The sequence below is a fragment of the Nocardia jiangsuensis genome, from assembly GCF_042650385.1.
In the GTDB taxonomy this organism is placed as follows: Bacteria; Actinomycetota; Actinomycetes; order Mycobacteriales; family Mycobacteriaceae; genus Nocardia; species Nocardia jiangsuensis.
Window position 1 is genome coordinate 574,098 of record NZ_JBHSAX010000019.1, and the last position, 23,851, is coordinate 597,948.

The 23,851-nt window shown below is 71.0% G+C and carries 21 protein-coding genes; 11 read left to right on the forward strand and 10 right to left on the reverse strand.

All coding sequences use genetic code 11. From position 1 onward, the window contains the following. Positions 1-46: 46 nt before the first annotated feature. The 3 genes from ACFO0B_RS25810 to ACFO0B_RS25820 form a co-directional block, all read right to left on the reverse strand. Positions 47-853 carry an SCO1664 family protein gene (locus tag ACFO0B_RS25810; protein WP_378615176.1) on the reverse strand — a complete coding sequence of 269 codons (807 nt, stop codon included), beginning with the start codon at positions 851-853 and terminating at the stop codon, positions 47-49. A gap of 3 nt (positions 854-856) precedes the next feature. Beyond that, positions 857-1,444 carry a DUF3090 domain-containing protein gene (locus tag ACFO0B_RS25815; RefSeq protein WP_378615178.1) on the reverse strand — a complete coding sequence of 196 codons (588 nt, stop codon included), beginning with the start codon at positions 1,442-1,444 and terminating at the stop codon, positions 857-859. A 91-nt stretch (positions 1,445-1,535) separates the two neighbouring features. Continuing rightward, positions 1,536-2,285: a histidine phosphatase family protein gene (locus tag ACFO0B_RS25820; protein ID WP_378615180.1), complete on the reverse strand. Its 750-nt coding sequence runs from the start codon at positions 2,283-2,285 to the stop codon at positions 1,536-1,538. Between the two features lie 270 nt (positions 2,286-2,555). Between ACFO0B_RS25820 and ACFO0B_RS25825 the strand changes: the two genes are divergently transcribed. The 4 genes from ACFO0B_RS25825 (at position 2,556) to ACFO0B_RS25840 (ending at position 6,866) form a co-directional block, all read left to right on the forward strand. Then, positions 2,556-3,533 (forward strand): aldo/keto reductase, encoded by a 978-nt coding sequence (locus ACFO0B_RS25825; protein ID WP_378615182.1) that lies wholly within the window; start codon positions 2,556-2,558, stop codon positions 3,531-3,533. Positions 3,534-3,586: 53 nt separating this feature from the next. Further along, positions 3,587-4,618, forward strand: coding sequence for a heme/hemin ABC transporter substrate-binding protein (locus ACFO0B_RS25830; RefSeq protein WP_378615184.1), 1,032 nt, complete (start codon positions 3,587-3,589; stop codon positions 4,616-4,618). Between the two features lie 32 nt (positions 4,619-4,650). Next, on the forward strand, positions 4,651-5,853 hold the full coding sequence (locus ACFO0B_RS25835; RefSeq protein WP_378615186.1) for a FecCD family ABC transporter permease: 1,203 nt from the start codon (positions 4,651-4,653) through the stop codon (positions 5,851-5,853). Positions 5,854-6,014: 161 nt separating this feature from the next. Then, on the forward strand, positions 6,015-6,866 hold the full coding sequence (locus tag ACFO0B_RS25840; protein WP_378615318.1) for a heme ABC transporter ATP-binding protein: 852 nt from the start codon (positions 6,015-6,017) through the stop codon (positions 6,864-6,866). On the opposite strand, the gene ACFO0B_RS25845 is transcribed toward ACFO0B_RS25840, so the two are convergent. Genes ACFO0B_RS25845 through ACFO0B_RS25855 form a run of 3 tightly spaced genes read right to left on the reverse strand, consistent with a single transcriptional unit; the run spans position 6,829 to position 9,889 of the window. Continuing rightward, a complete protein-coding gene (locus ACFO0B_RS25845; RefSeq protein WP_378615188.1) occupies positions 6,829-8,925 on the reverse strand; it encodes an MMPL family transporter in 2,097 nt (698 codons plus the stop codon). The two genes, ACFO0B_RS25840 and ACFO0B_RS25845, sit on opposite strands and share 38 nt — an antisense overlap. A gap of 7 nt (positions 8,926-8,932) precedes the next feature. Beyond that, a complete protein-coding gene (locus tag ACFO0B_RS25850; RefSeq protein WP_378615190.1) occupies positions 8,933-9,478 on the reverse strand; it encodes a hypothetical protein in 546 nt (181 codons plus the stop codon). A 24-nt stretch (positions 9,479-9,502) separates the two neighbouring features. Further along, positions 9,503-9,889 (reverse strand): hypothetical protein, encoded by a 387-nt coding sequence (locus ACFO0B_RS25855; protein WP_378615192.1) that lies wholly within the window; start codon positions 9,887-9,889, stop codon positions 9,503-9,505. 205 nt (positions 9,890-10,094) lie between these two features. On the opposite strand from ACFO0B_RS25855, the gene ACFO0B_RS25860 reads away from it, so the two are divergent. From ACFO0B_RS25860 to ACFO0B_RS25870, 3 genes are read left to right on the forward strand one after another with little or no spacing between them, the layout of a single operon-like run. Beyond that, positions 10,095-11,105 (forward strand): YncE family protein, encoded by a 1,011-nt coding sequence (locus ACFO0B_RS25860; RefSeq protein WP_378615194.1) that lies wholly within the window; start codon positions 10,095-10,097, stop codon positions 11,103-11,105. Then, positions 11,105-11,359 (forward strand): DUF5703 family protein, encoded by a 255-nt coding sequence (locus tag ACFO0B_RS25865; RefSeq protein WP_067651050.1) that lies wholly within the window; start codon positions 11,105-11,107, stop codon positions 11,357-11,359. Before ACFO0B_RS25860 ends, ACFO0B_RS25865 begins: the two co-directional genes overlap by 1 nt. Continuing rightward, positions 11,359-12,435, forward strand: coding sequence for a quinone-dependent dihydroorotate dehydrogenase (locus ACFO0B_RS25870; RefSeq protein ID WP_378615196.1), 1,077 nt, complete (start codon positions 11,359-11,361; stop codon positions 12,433-12,435). The genes ACFO0B_RS25865 and ACFO0B_RS25870 overlap by 1 nt, the downstream gene beginning before the upstream one ends. On the opposite strand, the gene ACFO0B_RS25875 is transcribed toward ACFO0B_RS25870, so the two are convergent. Next, positions 12,436-12,879, reverse strand: a complete 444-nt coding sequence (locus ACFO0B_RS25875; RefSeq protein WP_378615198.1) for a hypothetical protein — start codon at positions 12,877-12,879, stop codon at positions 12,436-12,438. A gap of 287 nt (positions 12,880-13,166) precedes the next feature. Between ACFO0B_RS25875 and ACFO0B_RS25880 the strand changes: the two genes are divergently transcribed. Then, positions 13,167-14,672, forward strand: a complete 1,506-nt coding sequence (locus ACFO0B_RS25880) for a PfkB family carbohydrate kinase (RefSeq protein ID WP_378615200.1) — start codon at positions 13,167-13,169, stop codon at positions 14,670-14,672. Between the two features lie 59 nt (positions 14,673-14,731). Here the strand turns inward: ACFO0B_RS25880 and ACFO0B_RS25885 are convergent, their stop codons facing one another. Further along, positions 14,732-18,166, reverse strand: coding sequence for an alpha/beta fold hydrolase (locus tag ACFO0B_RS25885; RefSeq protein WP_378615202.1), 3,435 nt, complete (start codon positions 18,164-18,166; stop codon positions 14,732-14,734). Between the two features lie 203 nt (positions 18,167-18,369). Here ACFO0B_RS25885 and ribA point away from each other — a divergent pair, with 203 nt between their 5' ends. Both ribA and ACFO0B_RS25895 read left to right on the forward strand, forming a co-directional pair. Next, positions 18,370-18,972: a GTP cyclohydrolase II RibA gene (gene ribA, locus ACFO0B_RS25890; protein ID WP_378615204.1), complete on the forward strand. Its 603-nt coding sequence runs from the start codon at positions 18,370-18,372 to the stop codon at positions 18,970-18,972. A gap of 144 nt (positions 18,973-19,116) precedes the next feature. After that, positions 19,117-20,946, forward strand: a complete 1,830-nt coding sequence (locus ACFO0B_RS25895) for an AMP-dependent synthetase/ligase (RefSeq protein WP_378615206.1) — start codon at positions 19,117-19,119, stop codon at positions 20,944-20,946. A 56-nt stretch (positions 20,947-21,002) separates the two neighbouring features. On the opposite strand, the gene ACFO0B_RS25900 is transcribed toward ACFO0B_RS25895, so the two are convergent. Next, positions 21,003-21,533, reverse strand: a complete 531-nt coding sequence (locus ACFO0B_RS25900; protein ID WP_378615208.1) for a YbhB/YbcL family Raf kinase inhibitor-like protein — start codon at positions 21,531-21,533, stop codon at positions 21,003-21,005. A 21-nt stretch (positions 21,534-21,554) separates the two neighbouring features. Beyond that, complete coding sequence (locus ACFO0B_RS25905; RefSeq protein ID WP_378615210.1) at positions 21,555-22,916, reverse strand: M20/M25/M40 family metallo-hydrolase; 1,362 nt, start codon at positions 22,914-22,916, stop codon at positions 21,555-21,557. A 199-nt stretch (positions 22,917-23,115) separates the two neighbouring features. On the opposite strand from ACFO0B_RS25905, the gene ACFO0B_RS25910 reads away from it, so the two are divergent. Then, the gene (locus ACFO0B_RS25910) at positions 23,116-23,850 is read left to right on the forward strand and encodes a PAS and ANTAR domain-containing protein (protein ID WP_378615212.1); all 735 of its coding nucleotides are present in this window, start codon (positions 23,116-23,118) and stop codon (positions 23,848-23,850) included. Position 23,851 lies beyond the last annotated feature (1 nt).

Here is a 23,851-nt window from a genome sequence, read left to right on the forward strand (position 1 = left end):
GGGTGATTCGCCGGTCACCCGGGGCGGGTGCGGCGGTGGGGCCGGGTCAGAACGCGGGCCAGGGAATGGGGCGCGCGGTGTCGGGCAGCGGCATGGCGGGGTCGTCGAGCAACCGGCGGGCACGGTCGGCGAGCGCGGTGATCTCGGTGTCGGTGAGGTGCGCGGCGAGCTCGTCGGCGAGGTCGCCGCTGAGCTCTTTGAGCAGCCCGGTGATGTCGGGCAGCAACTCCTCCGGGATCGGCTCGCCCGCCCACCCCCACAGGACGGTGCGGAGTTTGTTCTCGGCGTGCAGGCAGATGCCGTGGTCGACACCGTAGACCGAATGGACGCCGCCGACAGTGCCGTGCAGGGCGTGGCCGCCCTTGCGGTCGGCGTTGTTGACGATGACGTCGAGCACGGCGAGGCGGCGCAGCCGGGGGTCGGCGGAGTGCACCAGCGACACCTCGGTGCCCGTGGGGTCGACGGCGCGCAGGACTTCGCGGAAGCCGTCGGGGACGACTCCGGCGGGGGTGAGGTCGACCAGGTCGAGGGTGTCGGCGTGGTCGACGGTGTCGATCCAGCGCTGCACCATGCCGGGCCCGAAGGGGCCGTCGCGCAGGATGGTCTCCGGGACGGTGTGCCAGCCGAGTACCTCGGCGATCCGGTAGGTGGCGACTTCGCGGCCGGCGAGGGTGCCGTCGGGGAAGTCCCAGAGGGGTTGTTCGCCGCGGACCGGTTTGTAGACCACGCGCAGCGGGGTCTCCGGGTCGGCGGTGGCGATGTCGCAGACCAGGGTGAGGTTGCTGGCGGTGCTGATCCGGCCGAGCACCGCCAGTTCGCCCTCCCGGAGCAGCGGGTCATCGCCGCCGGGCACGGGTCACTCCTCTTCCAGGTCGGTGGCGCCGAAGATGTCGCCGCGCTTGTAGCCGTTGGTGCGCACGCACATGTGCCCGCCGGGAGTGAGCGGTTCCCCGCAGAGCGGGCAGGGCGGGCGGCCCGCGGCGATGACCTTGGTGGAGCGGAGCGCGAACTCGCGGGCCTGGACCGGGGTGAGGAAGACCCGCACCGCGTCCGGGCCCTCCTCGGTGTCGTCGAGCACGACCGACTCGTCGACCTCGGTTTCGGTGATGGCGAGCAGCTCGACCACCACCGCGCCTGCGTCGGCGTCCCAGCCGAGCCCCATCGTCCCGACCCGGAACTCGGCGTCCACCGGGGTCACCAGCGGATCGGTGTCCCCGACGGCTTCGGCCTGCGGCGGCACCTCGGCGCCGAACCGGCGCGCGACCTCGTCCAGCAGCAGCCCCATCCGATCGGCCAGCACCTTCACCTGCTGCTTCTCCAGCAGCACGCTGACGACCCGCGGATCCTGCACGGCCTGGAGATAGAACGCGCGATCACCCGGTTCACCGACGGTTCCGGCGACGAAGCGATCGGGGGTGCGAAATACGTGGATTGCTCGTGCCATCTGCACCCTCCTCGAACCGTGACCCTCATCGACTACCCCGGCGTGGCGTTTTCCAGACGCCGGGGCGAGCCGGGTGCCCCGTGTGACGTCTCTACAACGGATCGCGGCGCTCCGCATTCCCATTATCCGCGACCGGGTCCGGTGTCACCTCGCCACCGGGGACCGGGCCGTGCGCGTTCGCGGCGGTCTTCGCGGCCCCGGACGGCGCTGCGGCGGCCAGCGCGGACAGGTCGGTGCCGGTGTCGTTGAGCCGCCACACGTAGGGGGCGTGCGGGGAGTAGCGGACGACGCTGATCGAGGCGGGCTCGACCACGATCCGCTGGAAGCCGTCGAGGTGGATGCCGAGCGCGTCGGCGAGCACCGACTTGATGACGTCGCCGTGTGTGCAGGCGACCCAGAGCACGTCGGCGCCGTCGTTGCCGTCGGCCAGGCGGCGGTCGGTCTCGCGGATCGCGGTCACCGCGCGGCGCTGCACGTCGGCCAGGCCCTCGCCGTTGGGGAAGACGGCGCCGGAGGCGTGGCGCTGCACCACCGACCACAGCGGCTCCTCGAGCAGTTCGCTGAGCGGGCGGCCGGTCCAGTCGCCGTAGTCGACCTCGAGCAGCCGGTCGTCGTAGGCGGGTTCGAGCCCGAGGCGTTCGGCGAGCGGGCCGACGGTGCGCTGGCAGCGCAGCAGCGGGGAGTGCGCGATGTGCTTGATCGGGAGCCCGCCGAGCCGGTCGGCGACCGCGGCGGCCTGTTCGGCGCCGCGGTCGGTGAGTTCGACACCGGTGCTGCGTCCGGCGAGCGTGCGCGCGGTGTTCGAGGTGGACACACCGTGGCGCAGCAGGATGACCGTCATGGGGTCAGCCTAGTGGGCTGCGGGTTCGCGCCGTCCCGCTCGTAGCGGGCGGTGGCCGCGCCCGACCGTCGCCGCTGTCCGAAATTTCCGTTCCGAACCGACAATTGGGCTCGTCGGCCCGCCGTGATCACGCAGCGACAGTACAGGCCGCCCGCGGACCCCGGCGCGGGGGTGGGTGCGGCACTGTGTGGGACGGCGCGGTGTCGGCTCGGCGCTTCCGCGGTGGTGACGCTTTAGGCTTGGCGCCGTGACGAGAGCGTGGACGCGGTAATGGAACAGCGGACGGTCGGCCGCAGCGGGCTGCGGGTGTCCCGGATGGGCCTGGCCACCCACACCTGGGGCGACCGTACCGGCGGCGACGAGGCGGCGGTGCAGATGACGGCGTTCCTCGACGCGGGCGGCACCCTGGTCGACACCTCCCCCGCCTACACCGCGGGCGGCGCGCAGCGGGTGCTGGCCGAGCTGCTCGGCGATCTCGTCAACCGCGACGACCTGGTGCTCAGCGGCTGCTCCGGGGTGGTGCCGGTGACCGCGGCCGAGGCCGGGCCCGCGGTGCCGGAGCCGGTGCGCCCGGCCGTCGACGCCTCCCGGCGCGGGTTGCTGGCGCAACTGGACCGGACACTGCGCGAGCTCGGCACCGACCACCTGGATCTGTGGAGCGTCGGCGAGTGGGATCCCTACACCCCGCTCGACGAGGTCGCCGGCACGCTCGAGCACGCGCTGCGCGCCGGGAAGGCCCGCTACGTGGGGGTGCGCGGGTTCAGTGCCTGGCAGCTGGCGTCGCTGGCCGCGCTGACCCCGGTGGTGGCCGCGCAGCACCCGTATTCGCTGCTCGCGCGCGGCGCGGAGGAGGATCTGCTGCCCGCGGCACGGCATCACGGGACCGGGCTGATCGCGGCGACCCCGCTGGCGGGCGGCATCCTCACCGGCAAGTACCGGGACGGGGTGCCCGCCGATTCGCGCGGAGCGGACGAGGCGACCGCCGGGGAGATCAGGGATCGGCTCGACGAGCGCGCCAACCGGGTGGTGGACGCGCTGGTGACCGCGGCCGACGGGCTCGGCACCTCGCCGCTGGCGGTGGCGCTGGCCTGGATCCGGGATCGGCCGGGGGTGGCGAGCATGGTCGTCGGGGCGCGTGACATCGGGCAGCTCACCGGGGTGCTCGCGGCCGAGACGCTGGAGTTGCCGCGGGCCATCGCCGCCGCGCTCGACGATGTGAGCGCGCGCCCGGAGACCGGGCACGAGTAGTCCGGCTGACCGTGCGGCCCGCCGCGGGCGGGGGCACCGCTAGCCTGGGCGGCATGAGGTGTGGCGGTCGTTTTCGTTCCGGGGGATCCCGTGCCGTGGTGGCGGTGCTCGCCCTGCTCCTGGCGGCCGGGGTCACCGCCTGCGGGGACACCGGGGCGGGCGCGGCCGGCGGGCAGCGGGGCCCGGCAACGGCGTCGCTCGCCGATCTGGATCCGGTGCCGATCACCCCGCCGCCCGCGCCCGCGCTGCCGGTGACGGTGCGCTCCTTCGACGGCACCGAGGTCACCGTCGGCTCCGCGGACCGGATCGTGGCCGCCGACCGCTACGGCACGCTGGCACAGACGGTGTGGGCGCTCGGGCTCGGCGCGAACCTGGTCGGGCGCAGCACCGCGGCCGCCTTCCCCGCCGTGCGGGACGTGCCGAACGTGACCGGCGGCAGCGGTTCGCTGAACGTGGAATCGATTCTGGCGCTGCGCCCGACGGTGTTCCTCACCGACACCACCAGCGCCGCGCCCGCGGTGCGCGAGCAGCTGCGCGCCGCCGGGCTCGCGGTGGTCTACTTCGACCCGCAGCGCACCATGGACGGGGTGGTGCCGCAGATCGAGGCGGTCGCCGCCGCGCTGGGCGTCCCGGACCGGGGCGCGGAGCTGGGCAGGCGCACCCGCGACGAGATCGCCGCCGCCACGGCCGCGGTGCCCGCGCAGGAGCCGCCGCTGCGGATCGCGTTCCTGTACCTGCGCTCGACCGCGATCACCATGATCGCCGGGCCCGGCTCAGGGGCGGATGCGCTGATCGCGGCGATCGGCGGGGTCGACGCCGGGACGGCGGCCGGGGTGAGCGAGCCGTTCACCGCCATCACCAGCGAGGGCATGATCAATGCCGCGCCCGACGTCATCCTGGTCATGACCGACGGGCTGCAGTCGGTCGGCGGGCTGGACGGGCTGGCCGAGGTGCCCGGGATCGCGCAGACCCCGGCCGGGCGGGACCGCCGCGTCGTCGACATGTCCGATGCGGTGCTGCTGTCCTTCGGGCCGAACACCGGCCGGGTGGTGGCGGCGCTCAGCGACGCCGTCTACGGCGCATGAGCCGAGAACCCGGCACCGAATCCGCTGCTCCGATGTCCGCGGCGGCCGTACCCGCGAAGCCGGGAGCGGCCGACCCAGGCGCCCGGGGCGCGGCGGCGGGCTCGCGAGCCGAGCCCGAGACGCCGGTGCGCCCTGGGCCGGAGGGCGATCCCGCGGTGCTCGTGCCGCACTCCCCCGCCCCGGTCGTGCCGCGCAGCCGCGGCGTTTCGCGGATCGCGATCGTGTCGATCGTCGCGGTCGCGGCCCTGGTCGCGCTGGCGCTGCTCTCGGCCACGCTCGGCCAGGTGCCGACCACCCCGGCCGAGGTCGCGGGCAGCGTCCTGCACCGGATGGGGTTGGCGCTGGGCCCGCTGCCCGCGCACCCCGCCGGCGAGGTCACGCTGTGGGAGGTGCGTTTCCCTCGGGTGCTGCTCGCCGCGTTCGTCGGCGCCGCGCTCGCCACCGCGGGCGCGCTGCTGCAGGGCGTGTTCGCGAACCCGCTGGCCGAGCCGGGCGTGATCGGTGTCTCGGCGGGGGCTGCGGTGGGCGCGGGCACGGTGATCGTGGTCGGTGGCGCGTTCGTGGCCGCCTGGTCGGTGGCGGCGGCCGCGTTCGCGGCCGGGCTGGCCACCACCATGCTGGTGTACCTGCTCGCCCGTTCCGGGGGGCGCACCGAGGTGGTGACGCTGGTGCTCACCGGGGTCGCGATCAATGCCTTCGCCGGCGGACTGCTGGCGTTGCTGCTGTTCGTGGCGCAGCCCGCCGCCCGCGATCAGATCGTGTTCTGGCAGCTGGGCAGCCTCAACGGCGCCACCTGGGACGCGGTCGGGATCGTGGCCACGCTCACCACGCTCGGGGTCGGGGCCGCGGTGCTGGTGGCGCGGAAGCTGGATCTGCTGGCGCTGGGGGAATCGGTGGCCAGGCATCTCGGGGTCGATGTGGAGCGGTTGCGGGCGATCGTGATCGCGGTGGTCGCGCTGCTGGCCACCGCGGGGGTGGCGTTCACCGGGATCATCATGTTCGTCGGGTTGGTGGTGCCGCACGTGGTGCGGATGCTGGTCGGGCCCGCGCACCGGGTGCTGATCCCGCTCAGCGCGGTCGTCGGGGCGGTGGTGCTGCTCGCCGCCGACGTCGGCGCGCGCACCCTGGTCACCAACGCCGACCTCCCCCTCGGCATGCTCACCTCCCTGGTCGGCGGCCCGTTCTTCTTCTGGCTGCTGCGCCGCACCCGCGCCCGCTCGGGAGGGTGGGCGTGAGCGCCCCGACCGGCGGGGAGCCGCGCCCGGCCGGCATCGGCGCGGAGAGCCCCGGCCCGGGCGGTGCCGTCCCCGGCGTGGACCGGTCCGGTGCAGCGACAGTGACCACCGACGGCTCCCGGGCGGACAGTCGCGGCTCGGCGGGCACCGGGCGGCGCCGGATGTTCGGGCGCGCCGCTCCCCTGCCCGGCCCTCCGGAACCGGGCACGGTCACCCTGCGCGCGCGGGGGGCCACCGTCGCGCGCGGCCGGCGCACGGTGCTGCGCGATGTCGACTTCGAGGTGGCCGCCGGGCAGGTGGTCGCGCTGGTCGGCCCGAACGGTGCGGGCAAGTCGACCCTGCTGGCCGCGCTGGCCGGCGAGCTGCCCGCCACCACCGGCACCGTCGAGCTGGACGGCCGCCCGGTCACCGCGTGGTCCGCGCTGGACATGGCACGCCGGCGCGCGGTGCTGCCGCAGAGCCACACCGTCGGGTTCCCGTTCACCGCCCGGGAGGTGGTCGCGATGGGCCGCGCCCCGTGGTCGGGCACCGGCCGCGACCTCGGCGACGAGGCAGCCGTCGACGCCGCGCTGCACGCGGCCGACATCGGCCACCTGGCCGGGCGCGCCTTCCCGACCCTGTCCGGCGGCGAACGGGCCAGGGTCGCGCTGGCCCGGGTGCTGGCCCAGGACACCGCGACGCTGCTGCTCGACGAACCCACCGCCGCCCTCGACCTCGGCCACCAGGAAGCCGTGCTGACCCTGGCCCGGGCCCGCGCGCGGGCCGGTGCCGCGGTGGTGATCGTGGTGCACGACCTCGGCATCGCCGCCGCCTACGCCGACCGGGTCGCGGTCCTCGACGACGGGCGGGTGGCCGCCGACGGGGCGCCGCGCGCGGTGCTCACCACCGCCCTGCTCACCGCCGTCTACCGGCACCCGGTCGAGGTGTTCGACCATCCGCTGACCGGCGCGCAGCTGGTCCTGCCGGTGCGGGCGGTCAGCGCCGCCACACCAGCTTCAGCACCGCCGGGGTGAGCAGCATCCGGATGACGGTGGCGTCGAGCACGAGCGCGGCGATCATGCCGTAGGCGATGTACTTCATGAGCACCAGGTCGGAGAAGCCGAACGCGCCGGTGACCACGATCAGGATGGCCGCGGCCGAGGTGATCACCCCGCCGGTGTGGGCGATGCCGTAGCGGATGGCCTCGGGCGGGTCGGCGCCCGCGGCGCGCGCCTCGGTCATCCGGGACTGCAGGAACACCTCGTAGTCGGTGGAGAGCCCGAAGATCACGCAGACGATCAGCACCAGCGCCGCGAACATGAGCGGCCCCGGGGTGAAGCGGAGCAGCTCGGACCCGTGGCCCTGGACGAACAGCCAGGTCAGCAGCCCGAGGGTGGAGGCGAGGCTGAGCGCGCTCATCGCCACCGCCTTCACCGCCAGCACCAGGGAGCGGAACGCGGCGTACATCAGGGCCAGGGAGGCGCTGACCAGGATCAGCAGCAGCCAGGGCAGCCCGGCCAGCAGGCCGTTGATGCTGTCGCGTTCCAGCGCGGGCACCCCGGCCACGTACATGCGGACGCCGTCGGGTTGCGGGATCTCGCGCAGCGCGCGGACCACCCGGTCGGCGTCGCGGTCCGTGCGCAGCCCGGCGCTGAGCACGTTGACCCCGTCGCGGGTGGCGGCGGCGGGTTCGAAGCGGCCGGTGAGGCCGGGGACCTGGTTGGCGGCCCAGCGGATGTCGGCGAGTTGCTGCGGGTCGGCGCCGACGACGACGAGTTTCACCGGTTCCAGCCGCAGCCCGGGGAAGAGCTCGTCGAAGCGTTCCTGCGCGACCCGGGCGGGGTGTTCGCGGTCGAGGTAGCGTTCGCTGATCCCGCCGAACTCGATGTGCCGGAACGGGGTGCTGAGCAGTGCGATGCCGAGCAGCACCGGCACGATCACCAGCCACGGGCGGCGCATCGCGAAGCGGGCGAGCCGGGAGAAGAACCCGGCGTCGATCTGGGCCTCGGTCTTGGTGCGGGAGAACCGTTTCCAGCCCCACAGGTCGATGCGGTGCCCGATGATGCCGAGCAGCGCAGGCAGGGCGGTCACCGACAGCGCGGCCGCGATCAGCACCGAGGAGATGCCGCCGTAGGGCACCGAGCGCAGCACCCCGTTCGGGTAGATGAACAGCGCGCCGAGGCTGATCGCGACGATCAGCGCGGAGAACAGCACGGTGCGCCCCGCGGTGGCGACGGTGCGGGCCACCGCGTCCTCGACCGTGCGGCCCGCGGCGAGTTCCTCCCGGAACCGGGTGACGGCGAAGAGCCCGTAGTCGATGGCGAGGCCGAGGCTGACCAGGGTGACGACGGCGCCGGCGAAGACGTTGACGTCGATGTAGCCGGTGAGTCCGCGCATGACGCCCTGCCCGGCCAGGATGGTCATGCCGCCGATCAGCACCGGGAGCAGCGCGCCGACGATGCCGCCGAAGACGAAGTACAGCAGGATCGCCACCAGCGGCAGCGCGATCACCTCGGCGCGGCGGATGTCGTCCTGCATGCCGGTGTTGATGCCCTCGACCACCGGTTGCAGCCCGGCCAGCTGCACGGTGGTGCCGCCGGGGCCGGTGCCGTCGCCGTCCGCGCCGAGCGCGGGTTTGAGCGCGAGGAAGTTCTCGATCGCCTCGGTGCCCTCCTCGCGCAGCCCGACGACGGCGAAGGCGACGGTGCGGGTGGCGTCGGTGGCGGAGGCGGCGAACGGGCTGTCCCAGTAGCTGTCGATCTTGGCGACCCGGTCGGGGTGCTGTTCGCGCAGCGCGGTGAGCGCGGCGGTGACCGGGCCGCGCACCCCGGGGTCGTCGACGGTGGTGCCCGCGGGGGCGGTGAAGAGCAGGATCAGGTCGCTGTCGGTGTCGCGACCGAAGGTGTCGTCGGCGATCTTCGACCCGGCCACCGATTCGCTGCTCTCGTCGAACCAGCCCTCCTGGGTCAGGTGCTCGCCGAGGTCGCGGCCGTACCAGCCGGTGACGAGGACGGCGAAGACGCACAGCGCGAGGACCACGACGCGGTGCCGGTGGACGAACCTGCCCCAGCGCAGGGAGCCGGAGTGCAGCACGCGCGCCTCAGCCGCAGGCCGCGGTGCGGTAGTCGGCCGAGCGCAGGATGCCGCACAGGTCGGTGCGCGAGATCTTCCACTGGTCGTCGAGGTAGACGAAGTGCACGACGGTGGTGCGGATGTTGCTGCCTGTCCCGTCCTTGTCCAGGCGCAGGGTGGCGGTGAGGGTGCCGTCGCGGTTGTCGAAGACCGGGTCGGTGACGCCGTAGACGGCGCGCGGGTTGTCCTGCAGCGCCTTGTACATGTCCGGGATGGCGTCGCGGAAGGCGGCGCCGTCCTCGATCAGGTTCGTGCGCTCGGCGTCCGGTAGCGCCGGGTCGAGGGCGCTCTTGATCCGGGCGTCGAGTTCGGACGCGGTCGGGATGTGCCGGTTCGCCACCGCCGACGAGGTCGCCGCGATCGAGGAGGTGACCGCGGCGTTGGCGGAGGAGCGGGCGGCGGCGACGGCGCTCTCGTCCACGCCGTCCCCGCAGGCGGTGAGGGTGAACGCGGCGGCGGCGGCCAGCGCGGTGCCGAGCGCGCGGCGGCTGAGGCGGTGCGGTGTGGGAAGCATCACCTACAGGGATACCGTATCGGGTCAGCGTCCGTCGATGACGGCCCCCAGCCGTCCCAGAAGGGCGCGCACGATGGTGGGCTCGCCCGCGGACGTGCCCGGCGCCGGGACGGCTCGGGGCAGCAGGTCGCGCACCAGCGCGGTGACGCTGCGCTCGTCGTCGAGGTCGATGTCGGTGACCGGGGTGTCGGCGGCGGCGACCACGTCCTCGGGGCCGGGAACGGCCAGGTCGGGGGTGTGCCGGTATATTTCCACGAAGAGAGTGGACCGGACGGTCCGGAACGCGAAGGGGTGACCGTCTGCGGTGGTTCCGAAGCCGTGCGCGAAGGGGCCGACGGTGAGGTCGTCGACGGTGAAGCCGGATGATCGGTCGGGCTGCAACCGGGTCTCCCTGGGTCGGGTGGTGGTCACCTCCACGGTAACCACCGGGGCGGACGGTCGGCCCGCCGGAAGCGACGACACAGCTCGTGCCGGGGCGTCGGCGCAGCGATGTTGCGTCATCATGGGTCGATGCGGTCTGCTCGTATGTCGGCCCCGGCGGGGCGGATGTTTCGCCCCGGGCCGTGATCGGTTCGGGGCGGTGTCGCGGGTGAGCGGTGGAAAGGGAGTGCGGCGGATGCGTCCGGTTGGTTCACTGGCGGCGGGGCTGGTGGCGCTGGCAGTGCTCACCGGCTGCTCCGGGGACGGCTCCGGCCCCGACGTCCCCACCCGTGAACCCGCTGCTCCCGCCGCCGCGCCGGAGCCCGCCGTACCGCCCGCCGGACGCACCGCGCTGGCCGGCTCCTCCTACACCCTGCTCGCCGCCGACCCCGGCAGCGGGCTGCTCGCCGCCGCCACCGGCACCCGGCTCGACGTGCTCGACCCCGGCGCCGACCCGCTCGCCGTCGCCCGCACCGTCACCCTGCCCGGCGCCGCCGCCGCGCTCGTGCAGGGGCGCCCCGGCGAGGTACTGGCCGCGGTGCCCGGCGCGGTGGTGCGGGTCGCGCTCGGCGCCGGCACGAGCACCGAGGTCCCGGTCGACGCCGAGGTGCGCAGCGTCGCGCCCGGCCCGGACGACACCCTCGTCGTCGGCACCGGCGACGGGCAGATCCGCACCCTCGGCCCGGACGGCGCCACCCGCGCCACCGCGGACGGGCTGGTCTCGGCCGACGCGCTCGCCGTCGTCGGCGGCGAGGTCACCGTGCTCGACCGGCGCCAGAGCATGATCGCCGAGCTCGACACCGGCGCCGACCGGCTCGGGCTCGGGCTGCGCGCGGGCGACGGCGCGACCACCCTGCTCGCCGACCCGCTCGGCCGGGTCCTCGTCACCGACACCGACCACGGCGAACTGCTGGTCTACACCACCGCGCCGCTCGTGCTGCGGCAGCGCTTCCCGGTAGGCTCCGCGCCCTACGCGCTCGCCTACGACGCCGGGTCGGACACCGTCTGGGTGTCGTGCACGCAGAGCAACGAGGTCGTCGGATTCGACCTCGGCACCGGGATACCGGTGGAAGTGGACCGTCGTCCGACGGTCCGGCAGCCGGACGCGCTCGCCGTCGACGCGCGCACCGGCGACCTGTTCGTGGCATCGGCCGCCGGCGGCGGCGTCCAGCGGATCGCCGCGACGGATCGGAAGAGAGGTCAGTGATGGCGCCGAAGCATCGGAGTTCGCGAACCGCGCTCCCCGCCGGCTGGGAGACCAGCGGCGACGACTACGAGTACGTGCCGCTGCGGCTGCCACCGGAGGTCACCAGGGTGACCGCCTCCATGCGCCTGGCCATCCAGGCCGAGTACGGCGGCTGGGAGCTGTCCCGGGTCCGCGCCTACACCGACGGCAGCCGCCGCGTGCTGCTGCGCAGGCGCCGCAACGCCGCGCTACCCGAATCCGAACCGGGGATCTGATGTACGGCCTGCTGCTGCGCCTGATGTTCCTGCTTCCGCCGGAGCGGGTCCATCACCTCGCCTTCGCCGCCATGCGGTGGGCGACCCGGTTCCCGCCGCTGCGCCCGGCGCTGGCCCTGGTCCTGGCCGGGCACGACCCGATCCTGCGCAGCACCCTGTTCGGCGTCGATTTCCCGGCCCCGCTCGGGCTCGCGGCCGGGTTCGACAAGAACGCCGACGGCGTCGACGTCTGGGCCCCGCTCGGCTTCGGCTTCGCCGAGATCGGCACCGTCACCGCGCACGCCCAGCCCGGCAACCCCGCCCCCCGGCTGTTCCGGCTGCCCGCCGACCGCGCCCTGATCAACCGGATGGGCTTCAACAACGAGGGCGCCGCCCGCGCCGCCGACCGGCTGCGCGCGCGCCGCCCCGGCGTCCCCATCGGCGCCAACATCGGCAAGACCAAGGCGACCCCGGCCGCCGAGGCCGCCGACGACTACGCCACCAGCGCCGCCCTGCTCGGCCCGCACGCCGACTTCGTCGTGGTCAACGTCAGCTCCCCCAACACCCCCGGCCTGCGCGACCTGCAGGCCGTCGAGGCCCTGCGCCCGCTGCTGCGCGCCGTGCTCGACACCGTCACCGTTCCCGTCCTGGTCAAGATCGCCCCCGACCTCTCCGACGACGACATCGACGCCGTCGCCGACCTCGCCATCGAACTCGGGCTGGCCGGGATCGTCGCCACCAACACCACCATCGAGCGCGTCGGGCTCGCCACCCCCGCCGCCGAGGTCGAGGCCTGCGGCGCGGGCGGGCTGTCCGGGCCACCCGTGGCCGACCGGTCGCTCGAGGTGCTGCGCCGGCTGCACCGCCGCGTCGGCGGGCGGCTGGTCCTGGTCTCGGTCGGCGGGATCGAGACCGTCGATCAGGCGTGGGAGCGGATCCTCGCCGGGGCGAGCCTGCTGCAGGGCTACACCGGGTTCATCTACGGCGGGCCGTTCTGGGCGCGGCGGATCCACCGCGGGATCGCCGCCCGGCTGCGCGCCGCCGGGTACCGGGACCTGGCCGAGGCCGTCGGCGCGAACCACCTCGACCCGGCCTGATCACGGGAACACCACCGGCGGCTCGGTGTGCGGCCTGCACCGGTCGATGAGGTACTCCAGGCCGCGGCCAGGGCCGGGCTCGCGCGGGCGGCGCGGTATCCCGATGTCGCCGCCGCGCGGGCCGTCGGCCGGCTCGCCCGGGGCGATCTCCACCGCGCCGCGCGCCGCCATCGCCTTGGCCAGCAGCAGCAGGGCCTGGGCGAACACCGTTCCCAGCCGGTGTGCCCGCTCCTGCATCAGCGCGGCGGCCAGCGGATCGGTGACCAGGGCCGGATCCGAGACGAGCTCGTCGAGTTCCATCCCCGCCAGCGCCTGCTCCTCGCTGAGCGGCCTGCCCGGCCACCAGCTCAGCCGCCACGGCTTCCCGCCCCCCGCAGGTACCCGGTAGGCGTACTCCGGGGTGACCTCGCTGGTCATCCTCGAGCCGGTGCTGTGGACTGCCATGATCGCTCCTTATCGGCCCCTCCGGGCCTCGTCCCCGACGGGGAGGAGCCGATCCCAGTGTGACAGTTGCCGCCGAAGGCGGTCAATTGCCGTCGAGTCATGGGAATTGACATGTGAACATTGTGGTAAACCTGCTGTCAGGCCGGATGGACAGCGTGGAATCCCGCTGTGCGCGACACTATTACGGCGTGGTTGCCACTCCGTGATCGCCCGAATGTCATCGGGCGGGCGCACTGTGGCGATTGGCGCGGTAGCGTGGGAAGCAGCGGTGGCGGGAGGTGAGGCCGGTGAACGGCCCGCTGGACGGACAGGTCATCGCTGTCCGGCAGATCCTCACCCGGCTCGGGAAACGGTCGGGGCTCAGCGCGGAGCGGGTCCGCACCACCGAGATCGACGTCTCCCCCCTGCTGCAGCTACCCGCCATCCGTACCTATGCGCGCCGCACCGGGGTCGACTCCGCCGAAGCGGTGTTGCCGGTCGTTCGCGAAGTGGCGCAACGGCTTCCGCCCACCGACCGGCTCGTCGTCGATGCCGCGCTGTCGCTGGGGCTGATCGCCGACGACGAGGTCGACACCGCCCGGCTCTACGCGGGCGACCTCGGCGAGCGACGGGGCTACCTCTCCGAGGCATGGACGCAGCTGCACACCGTGCTCGGCGCCGGGCCGACGCCGTCGGCCCCGAGCGTCCGGACCCTGCGCGCCTCCCCCGAACGGCGGGCGTTCACCGCGCTGGCCGCGGCCCTGGTCGACGACCCGGTGCGCAACGGCCGGGGATACTCGATGGAGCGGGTGTCGGAGCAGGCCGACGAGATCGCCGACCGGTTCGGCACCACCGGCACGGTCACGGTCCTCGGCAACGCGGTCGTCAACCACCTCTACCGCGTCGACCGGCTGCCGGTCGCCGGCGGCTCGGCGAGCGGCCGCTTCGAACGGCGCCTCGGCGGCAAGGGGCTCAACCGGGCCGTCGCCGCCTCCCGGCTCGGCATGAACACCAGGCTGCTCGCCGCCGTCGGCGACGACGACGCCGGACGGCGCATCGTCGCCCTGCTCGAACGCGAAGGCGTCGACACCTCGATGATGAAGATCGTCCGTGACGCCGGCACCGACGTGGCCGCGCTCATCGTCACCCCAGGCGGTAGCACCAGCGCGATCGGCGCCGAAGGCAACCAGATCCAGTTCACCCCGCGCGACCTGCTCGACCCCGACGTGGCCGCGACGCTGGTCAGCTCCGACGTGGTGATCATGACCCTCGAGGCGCCGCTGCCCGTCGTGGAGCAGGCGCTCACGATCCTGCGCGAAGTCCCCCGGCCCCCCGCCCGGGTGCTGCAAGCCGCGCCGCCACACGACCGGCCCGCCCGGCTCTACCAGTTCCTCGACGGCGTCGAGTACGTCGTCGGCAGCACCTGGCAGCTCAGCCGCCTGGTCTCCGCGACCCGGTACACCCCCGACGAAGCACTGCGCGTCTTCGACGCCGAGACCGCGCCGAAGCTGCTCGCCCTCGGCGTCGGCACGGTCTGCGCTATCGAGGGCTTCACCTGTCGCCTCCGCGGCAGGCACGGCCCCGCCGACATCCCTCGGCCCCGGCTCGCCGCGATGGACGACGCACCGGGCGCCCACGCCGCGTTCTGCGGCGCGCTGGCCCATCAGTGGGCGATCACCGGCGGCGAGCCCGACTTCCACTGGATCTGCGCGGCGATGGCCGCCACCCAGTCCTTCGCCGGCGACATTCCCGAAGCGATGCCGGGCAGAGCAGCCATCGATCGATTCGTGGACAAGCCGGACGATTCCGCGTAGTGACCGTGCGCCCCACCCGCGAGCGATCCCGGCCGCTACGCGCCGCCCGGCGCCATCGGTCAGATGGTTGATCGGACCGTTGCCGGTGTCGAAATCCACGGCAGCAACTGTGTCAGATCGCCGACAACCAGATGCTGAGCGACACCGTAGCGAACGAAGTCCTCGCGATCGTCCAATCCGGTCATGACACCGATAAAGGGGACTCTGTTTCCCGTGGCTGCTCTGAAATCGCGCTCGCTGTCACCGACGAGAACGATGTGCTCGCGATCGAAGCCGTCGGACACAAGCGCGTCCATCGGTTCTTTCAGGACACGAGGATCAGGCTTATGGACCGTTGTCTGTTCGGATCCGAAGATATCACGCTCGTCGAAGAATGGGCTCAAACCCAGTGCGTCAAGATCCTGCAGAATAAGCGAGTAATTGCCGGATCCGACGATCAAGCACCTGACTCGGCGCAACGCAAGTCCGGTCAGCAGGCTCTTGACCCCCGGTAGCGAAGCGGGAGGGGATTCGAGCATCGCCACTCGATACCGGGTGATGAACTCCTCGGCATCGAGTGTGGGAACCAGCGCGGCAATCAGCGCCTCGAACGGCAGCCCCCAGGCGGCACGGATAGCATCCGAGGTGACGTCGACCCCGAATTCTGCCGCGGTCCTGCGCAGCACTACCCATCGCGAACGCGATGTCGCGGCCAAGGTGTCGTCGAAATCGAAGATCACCGCTCGACATTTCGTCAGCAGGTCGCCGAGCCTGGCCTGCTGAACACCGCCCGGCAGGTTGCTGACGATCGATTGGCTTTCGTGTGCGGACTCGGTGATCCCCAGCCGGAGGTAGACTTCGCGCGCCCGGGACGCATACGATTGAGCACGACGAAGGTCTCTCGTTGCAACAGCCACCTTTGCCAGGCCCTGCAAGCTTCTCGCCAAAACAGCTTGCAACCCCGCCTGCATCGACCAGCCGAGTACCCGCTCGAATGTCGTTCGTGCACTGTCGAAATTTCCGCGATACACATCGAGTTCGGCCAGGAGGCTCGCTGCGAACGCCTTCTCTTCGATCAGCCCCAGCGTGTCTGCCAGCCGGTAAGACTGCCGGAGACTTATGTCCGCGGACTCGAAATCTTCGAGCGCAATTTCGCACCTACCTATCTCCGTGAGAATCGCGGCCCGGTCATTCGCCGCCAGCGAATCTGCGGTTTTATCCAGCACAGTGCGCAGAACATGCAGCGCTCCGTCGAAATCTCCTCGGAGATAGCGGACCTGTCCTCGCAAGCGCGCGATATCGGTGAATTCGTCGGAGCTGTCGAGGTCTTCGAGAACTGCCTCGCTGCGCGACAGGTATCGCTCCGCTTCTTCGGTGCGCCGCCACCATGCCGATATTCGGCCGGCAAGTGTCAATGCGCGTATTTCTTCCACCTGCGAACCGGTACTCGCCGCGGCGGCCGCGGATATCTCGGCGAGAACTATGTGTTCTTGCCAATAGCCGTGAGTCGAGAGGTACTCCGTCATGCCCTCCCCGATCTCTTGCACGATCCTCAGTTTCTCGCTGTCTCGGGTCTCGGATGCCACGGCGAACAGGGTCTGGGCGATGGTGAGAATTTCTTCGCGCTCTCGGGCGAGCTCTGCAACGCAGTCGAGGTTGCCATTTATGTGCCGGTTTCCGGCTACGAGCGTCCGGTAGTAATCGATCATGCGATCCTGGATTCGCTGACGCAGAGGCGGATCGGATTCCAGTACATACAGTGCGTATGATCTCGTCAGCGGATGGAGAGCCAGGCGGCCGGAGCCGTGCGGTTCCACCCACACAATATCGACGAGCGACGATCTCACCGCCCGATCTATGGCATTCCGCGATGCGCTTTCCTCCGACTGCAGAACATGAGCGATGGCCTCGGGCGAAGCAGTTCTGCTGTGGAGGGAAGTGATCAACACGACCTCTACGGCCATGCTGTCATGTGACGACAACTGCGACCATGCGCTGTCGAATATGGTGCCGAAGAGATCACGATTTCCGGCGGTGGTCAGCCGGGACACCGTCGTCTCCAGCTTCTCACCGCTGTAGCGCATCTGGGCTGCTGTCAGGCGGATTGCGAGAGGGTTTCCCCCTGTCGCGTTCTTGTAGGATTCGAGATCCTCCGCGCTGTCCGAGACGAGTGATGGAATATTGAGCCGGTTACCTTCTCTGGACACCAGTTCACTGACCGCTGTGTAATCGAGCCCGTTGAGATCTACCGGCCATCTGTCGTTCGTATCGCGGCGCCGGGAGGTAATGATCACCTTGCTGGACTCCGGATCTATCCTGCTGATCACCTCGGATAGCGGGGAGTCTTCGTCGTCGAGATTGTCGATTATCACGAGACTGCGGCTCCGATTGAGGTGCTCCACGGCTTTTGTGCTCTTCTGCGCCGGTGGCAATGCTCGGAGGTACGGATACTCGAGCACCTCGGCAATCGAATCGATCAGAGCATCGACACTTTCAGCGCCGGGGACATGTGAGTGCCATACCACATGGTCGAAGCTCAAGGGTGTCCGTGACTTCACGATTTCCCACGCGACCTTGTTCGCCAGTGCCGATTTCCCGATCCCGCCGAGACCTGAGATCATCGTGATGGTCCGCCCCCTGGCTAGCAGTCCTTCGATGACCCTGTCGAATTCGACCTGCCTGTTGAAAAAATCCACCGGCGCGACGAGGTTGTGTCGCGGGCCGGAGTGCGCGCTGTCGGCGTAAGCTCTCGATTCCAACGCCGTCGCGCTGGGCTCCGGGTCGAGTTCGAGGGCGCTCAGTGACAGAAGCAGGTGATGTCGCAGGGTGGTGAATGTTCGAGATCGGCTTGTTTTCGCGTGGAGGATCGTGAAGTGATCGCCTGGCAGCGCTTTGGCATTCGGGAACACATCACAGGCCGAAGATGGCGTCACAATGCCATCGCTCTCGCCGGCGTACACGTGCAGCGGGATCGGGCAAGAATTGGGACCGATCTCTTTGGCGTACTGGATACCAGAGAGTACACGACTCCGCGCCTCGGTTATCTGTTCGTTGAGCGGGCGCAGCTGTCGTTCCTGCGGATTGCGCCAGATCTTCATCATTCGGCGTAAGCTGATAGCGAGCTCGGACCCCGAATTCGGGCATGCAAGCATGACGACCGATTTTATTCGCGCTAACGCATGCCCTTGTCCTTCGGCAAGCATTGAAGACAGATATCTTTGCACAATCAAGCCGCCCTGGCTGTGGCTGACGAGTACGACCTTGTCGTACGCCCCGATCTCGACATCGAGGAACGCTCTCAGGGATCGCGCGATGACGTTATAGTCGGGAATCGCTCTGGTCGGGTTCAGTTGAAACTTGGGGCTTGCGTATTCCATCAGGAAAACATGAAAACGTTCCGCCAGGTCGTCATCTTCGGCGATTCGATCTGACAAGTCCTTCCAGGTTTTCCCAGATGAAAACAATCCATGGACCAGCACCAGTGCTGCTGTTCCCGTCCCCGTCGTGGTGGTCAAAGGAATCCCCCTCTGCTCAGCATGTAGCGATTCTATCGTCACATCGCCGACAACTCGCAGCTCCGCAATGTTGACCGAGCCTCCGTGTCTCAGTCAACCTCTGGCGATTCCAATGCCCGTCCGCAGTAGGAGGTTGCTGCGGAGGCGCTCGGCTGACGGCACTTCGAGTGGCTTCGAAGTGCTCTTGCGATTATCCTACGTTGATGGCGACGGTCGATGAGTTCTTGGATGTCAGCCCGGCTCATCGGAGTTCGCGCAAAGGTTGCGAGATCGACATGCGAGTCGTCGAATTGAACGACTGCATAAATGGCGGGCATCTGCTGGTTTTCGGCGCTATCACCGATGGATGTCTGGTCCGGCTGCATTCGCGGTGCCTGTACGGCGACGTGCTCGGCTTCGAGGACTGTGACTGCGGCCCGGAGCTCGAGGCCGCGATAGACTGCATCCAAGGCGAAGGGGCGGGAGTCCTCGTCTATCTGGAGCAGGAAGGTCGTGGCGCCGGACTCATGAACAAGGCCCGAGGTCTAGGCCTCGGGCAACGCTTGGGGCTCGACACCTTCGAGAGCTATCGCTGCCTGGGGTTGGTAGAGGATTCGAGAGACTACAAGGTAGCCGCAGTCGCGTTGGCAGGGATCGGCCTCCGCAGAATCCGGCTGATGACGAACAACCCGGACAAGGTCGCGGCTCTGCAGGAGGCCGCTGTCGAGGTCGATGTCGTTCCCCTGCACACCGAGCCGCGCTCGGAGGCCGCGCGGCACTATCTGACCGCCAAGCGGGTCAAGCGCCACCACCTCCTCCCGGAATAAGGACGATCCGGGCAGCGCACCCGCTACGATCGACGTGACCCACACCACTCCCGCGCACCCTGAACCCTGACACGGTGACGAACGATCACCGCCACTGTGTCAGGGGCCGCGTGTGGCCACGCTCGACGATCGGGAACCACGACTATGACAACACCGGAGATCGGCTTCGCCCACGAATCGGGCGCCACCGTCCACACCGTGCCCGCCGCGTTCCAGGAGACCGTGAAGCTGCGCCCCGACCAGGTGGCGCTGCGCACCGTCGGCGGGACCCAGGAGATCACCTGGGGCCAGTACGCCGGACGGGTCCGGGTGCTCGCGGCCGGGCTCGCGCGGCTCGGCGTCGCCCGCGGCGACACCGTCGGCATCATGCTCACCAACCGGCCCGAGTTCAACCTCGTCGACACCGCCGCGCTGCACCTGGGCGCGACCCCGTTCTCGGTCTACAACACCAGCTCCACCGAGCAGATCGCGCACCAGTTCGGCAATGCCGGGAACAAGGTCGTCGTCACCGAGCGGGCGTTCCTGCCGGTGATCACGGCGGTGGCGACCCCGATCGAGCACCTGATCGTGGTCGACGGCCCGGCGACCGGCGCGATCACCCTCGCCGATCTGGAGGCGAACCCCGAGCCCGGCTTCGACTTCGACGCCGCCTGGCAGGCGGTGCGCGCCGACGACCTCGCCACCCTCATCTACACCTCCGGCACCACCGGGCCGTCCAAGGGCGTGGAGATCAGCCACCGCAACGTGCTGGCCCAGATCATCGCGCTGCTCAGCGGGCCGCTGAAGGTCGGGTTCGACGACCGCGCCGTCTCCTACCTGCCCGCCGCGCACGTCGCCGACCGCATCTCCGGGCACGCCATCAGCCTGCTCACCGGGGTGCAGATCACCACCGTTCCCGACCCGCGCGAGATCGCCGCCGCGCTGCCCGATGCCCGCCCCACCACCTTCTTCGGCGTGCCGCGGGTGTGGCAGAAGATCAAGGCCGGGGTCGAGGGCAAGCTCGCCGCCGAACCCAGCCCGCTCAAGCGGTCGCTCGCGGACTGGGCGATCAGGACCGGAATCGCCGCCGCGCGCGCCGATCTCAGCGGCAAGGGCCGCTCGCCGGTGCTCAAGGCCCAGCACGCCGTCGCCGACAAGCTGGTGCTGGCCAAGCTGCGCGCCGCGCTCGGGCTCGACCAGCTGCGCGTCGCCTCCTCCGGCGCGGCGCCCATCCCGCCGGAGACCCTCGAGTACTACCTGGGGCTCGGGTTCGTGGTCTCCGAGGTGTGGGGGATGTCGGAGACCACCGGCGTCGGCACCTTCACCGACCTGGACAACCCGCGCCCCGGCTCGGTGGGGCGCCCGGTCGACGGGGTCGAGCTGAGACTGGCCGAGGACGGCGAGGTGCTGATCCGCGGCCCGATCGTCACCCGCGGCTACCGCAACATGCCGGACAAGACCGCCGAGGCCATCGACGCCGACGGCTGGCTGCACACCGGCGACGTCGGCAGCCTCGACGACGACGGCTACCTGCGGATCATCGACCGCAAGAAGGAACTCATCATCAGCGAGGCGGGCAAGAACATCGCCCCCTCCAACATCGAGAACGCGGTCAAGGCCGCCAGCTCGCTGGTCGGGCAGATCGTCGCCATCGGCGACGCCAGGCCCTACATCACCGCGCTGATCATGGTCGACCCCGACGTGCTCGCGCTGCGCGCCAAGGACCTCGACGCGACCGGCGAGGAGCTGCCCGCCCTCATCGCCCGCACCGAGATCCTCGACGAGCTGCGCGCCGCCGTCGCCGAGGGCAACCGGAAACTCTCCCGGGTGGAGCAGATCAAACGCTTCACCGTCGTCGACCGGGTCTGGGAGCCCGGCGGCGAGGAGCTCACCCCGAAGATGTCGCTCAAGCGGGTGCCGATCGCGAATGCCTACGCGGCCGAGATCACCGCGCTCTACGGCCCCGAGCCGGGCGGGCGGGTCGTCGCGGTCTGACCCGCGCACGAAAAACGGCCCCGGACAGCAGGTCCGGGGCCGTTGCCGTGTCGTGCCTACTGCTCGTAGGTGGCGACCAGGGTCGCGCGGGCCAGGGTGTGCGAGAACAGGTTGAAGCCGAGGAAGGCCGGGCTCGCCTCCGGCGGGATGCCGAGGCTCTCCACGTCCACCGCGTGCACCACGATGAAGTAGCGGTGCGGGCCGTGGCCCTCCGGCGGGGCCGCGCCCACGTACCCGGCGAAGCCGCCGTCGTTGCGCAGCGTGATCGCCCCGGACGGGATCGCCCCGCCCTCCTCGCCGCTGCCAGCCCCGGACGGGATCGAGGTGGTGCCCGCCGGGATGTCGGCCACCGCCCAGTGCCAGAACCCGGACGCGGTCGGGGCGTCCGGGTCGTAGACGGTGACCGCGAAGCTCTTGGTCCCGGCCGGGAAGCCGGACCACGACAGCTGCGGCGAGATATCCCGGCCGCCCGCGCCGAACACCCCGCTCACCTGGTCGTTGCCGAACTTCTCGCCGTCGGCGATGTCGTCGGAGGTGACGGTGAAGGACGGAACCTCGGGCAGCGCGTCGTACGGGTTGTGGGTCATGCGGTCCTCTCTGGGTTCGGTTCAGCTGTGCAGCAGGAAGTGTTCCAGCACCCGGGTGCCGAATTCGAGCGACTCCACCGGCACCCGCTCGTCCACGCCGTGGAACAGCGCGGTGAAATCCAGCTCCGGCGGCAGCCGCAGCGGCGCGAACCCGAAGCAGCGGATCCCGAGCTCGGCGAAGGCCTTCGCGTCGGTGCCGCCGGAGAGCATGTAGGGCACGGTGCGTCCGTTCGGGTCGTGCGCCAGCACCGCGGCGTTCATCGCGTCCACCAGGTGCCCGTCGAAGGTGGTCTCGTAGGAGTCGAGCTTGGTGATCCACTCGCGCTCCACGTCCGGGCCGATCAGCTCGTCCACCTCGCGCTCGAACTCGGCCTGGCGGCCCGGCACCACCCGGCAGTCCACCACCGCCTCCGCGGTCTGCGGGATGACATTGGCCTTGTAGCCGGCGCTGAGCATGGTCGGATTGGCGGTGTCGCGCAGCGTGGCGCCGATGATCCGGGAGATCGTGCCCAGCTTGGCCAGCCTGCCCTCGATGTCGGGGCCCGCCGGATCGAACTCCAGCCCGCTCTCCTCGCTCACCGCGGCCAGGAACTCGGCCACCGAGTCCGAGACCACCAGCGGGAAGGTGTGCGTGCCGAGGCGGGCGACGGCCCTGGCCAGGATGGTGACCGCGTTGTCCTCGTGCAGGAACGAGCCGTGCCCGGCGCGCGCCTTCGCGCGCAGCCGCATCCAGCCCAGCCCCTTCTCCGCGGTCTCCACCAGGTAGAGGCGGCGGTCGCTGCCGTCCGGGCGCGGCACCGTCAGCGAGAAGCCGCCGACCTCGCCGACCGCCTCGGTGATGCCGTCGAACAGATCGGGGCGGTGCTTCACCAGCCACTGCGACCCCCACTTGCCGCCGTTCTCCTCGTCGGCGAGGAAGGCGAAGACGATGTCGCGCGGCGGGACCGTTCCCTCGCGGCGGAACTGGCGGGCCAGCGCCAGCGACATGCCGACCATGTCCTTCATGTCGACCGCGCCGCGGCCCCACACGTAGCCGTCCCGCACCGCGCCGGAGAACGGGTGCACGCTCCAGTCCGCGGCCTCGGCGGGCACCACGTCCAGGTGGCCGTGGATCAGCAGCGCGCCGCGCGAGGAGTCGGCGCCGGGGAGCCGGGCGAAGACGTTGCCGCGGCCCGGCGCGCCGGACTCCACGTACTCGGTGGTGTAGCCGACCTCCTCGAGCTGTTCGATCACCCACCGCGCGCACTCGGCCTCGCCCTTGGTGGTGGCCAGGTCGCCGGTGTTGGAGGTGTCGAAGCGGATCAGCGCGCTGACCAGATCGACGACCTCGGCGACGGCGCTGGAGTCGGGAGAGGTACCGGAGGGATCGCCAGTTGCGGACACGTCCCCTTTCCTACCATCCGGCGCCGCCCCGCTGCCGCCGGTGCGATCACCCCGATCGGAAGTACCGGACGGTTTCAAGATCAACACCGGTGCCCCCGCACCCCGCCTGTCACCGGCATTGGATATTCTGTCGGCGTCACGCGCTACCCCAGACCCCGGTGGCCTGCGGCGAAACGATTTCGTCGGAAGAGGTAGGGGTATGGACCAGGCGAACAGTGATGCCGTCGTGCTCGGCGCCGTGCTGCGCACGCCGGAGGCCGGGGACGGGCTGCCCGGGGGCACCGAGCTGCTCGGCGGCGGCCGCACCCAGGTCGCGGGCGGTTTCCGGTTCTGGCTCGCCGACCAGCGCTGGGAATGGTCCGACGAGGTCGCCGCCATGCACGGCTACGCCGAGGGCGCCGTGCAGGCCACCACCGAGCTGCTGCTCTCGCACAAACACCCCGACGACCGCGACCAGGTCGCCGCCACCATCGCCCGCACCGTCGACACCGGCGAGCCCTTCTGCAGCAGCCACCGCATCATCGACCGCGCGGGCACGGTGCGCCACGTGCTCGTCGTCGGCGACTACCTGACCGGCGACGACGGCACCGTGCTCGGCACCGGCGGCTACTACATCGACGTCACCGACACCTTCGCCGAGAGCCGCAAGGCCACCCTCGACGGCGTGCTGCCCGAGCTCTACGAATCGCGCGCCGCCATCGAACAGGTCAAGGGCGCCATGATGCTGGTCTACGGGATCAGCGCCGACCAGGCCTTCCGGGTGCTCGCCTGGCGCTCGCAGGAGACCAACGTCAAACTGCGCACGCTCGCCGCGCGGCTGATCGCCGAGCTCGCCGCGAGCGCCGACGCCGACGTCCAGCTGCGCACCCGGTTCGACCACCTGCTGCTCACCGTGCACGAACGCGCCGACGACAGCGAGCACGCCGAGCCCTGAC

What these genes read in the sequence shown, in the direction of transcription:
- ACFO0B_RS25860 (WP_378615194.1), top strand. Translation starts at nt 10,095, where the DNA reads ATGCGTCCGGTTGGTTCACTGGCGGCGGGGCTGGTGGCGCTGGCAGTG.
- ACFO0B_RS25875 (WP_378615198.1), bottom strand. Translation starts at nt 12,879, where the DNA reads ATGGCAGTCCACAGCACCGGCTCGAGGATGACCAGCGAGGTCACCCCG.
- ribA (WP_378615204.1), top strand. Translation starts at nt 18,370, where the DNA reads ATGGCGACGGTCGATGAGTTCTTGGATGTCAGCCCGGCTCATCGGAGT.
- ACFO0B_RS25850 (WP_378615190.1), bottom strand. Translation starts at nt 9,478, where the DNA reads ATGCTTCCCACACCGCACCGCCTCAGCCGCCGCGCGCTCGGCACCGCG.
- ACFO0B_RS25895 (WP_378615206.1), top strand. Translation starts at nt 19,117, where the DNA reads ATGACAACACCGGAGATCGGCTTCGCCCACGAATCGGGCGCCACCGTC.
- ACFO0B_RS25830 (WP_378615184.1), top strand. Translation starts at nt 3,587, where the DNA reads ATGAGGTGTGGCGGTCGTTTTCGTTCCGGGGGATCCCGTGCCGTGGTG.
- ACFO0B_RS25815 (WP_378615178.1), bottom strand. Translation starts at nt 1,444, where the DNA reads ATGGCACGAGCAATCCACGTATTTCGCACCCCCGATCGCTTCGTCGCC.
- ACFO0B_RS25900 (WP_378615208.1), bottom strand. Translation starts at nt 21,533, where the DNA reads ATGACCCACAACCCGTACGACGCGCTGCCCGAGGTTCCGTCCTTCACC.
- ACFO0B_RS25820 (WP_378615180.1), bottom strand. Translation starts at nt 2,285, where the DNA reads ATGACGGTCATCCTGCTGCGCCACGGTGTGTCCACCTCGAACACCGCG.
- ACFO0B_RS25825 (WP_378615182.1), top strand. Translation starts at nt 2,556, where the DNA reads ATGGAACAGCGGACGGTCGGCCGCAGCGGGCTGCGGGTGTCCCGGATG.
- ACFO0B_RS25840 (WP_378615318.1), top strand. Translation starts at nt 6,015, where the DNA reads ATGTTCGGGCGCGCCGCTCCCCTGCCCGGCCCTCCGGAACCGGGCACG.
- ACFO0B_RS25870 (WP_378615196.1), top strand. Translation starts at nt 11,359, where the DNA reads ATGTACGGCCTGCTGCTGCGCCTGATGTTCCTGCTTCCGCCGGAGCGG.
- ACFO0B_RS25835 (WP_378615186.1), top strand. Translation starts at nt 4,651, where the DNA reads ATGTCCGCGGCGGCCGTACCCGCGAAGCCGGGAGCGGCCGACCCAGGC.
- ACFO0B_RS25865 (WP_067651050.1), top strand. Translation starts at nt 11,105, where the DNA reads ATGGCGCCGAAGCATCGGAGTTCGCGAACCGCGCTCCCCGCCGGCTGG.
- ACFO0B_RS25910 (WP_378615212.1), top strand. Translation starts at nt 23,116, where the DNA reads ATGGACCAGGCGAACAGTGATGCCGTCGTGCTCGGCGCCGTGCTGCGC.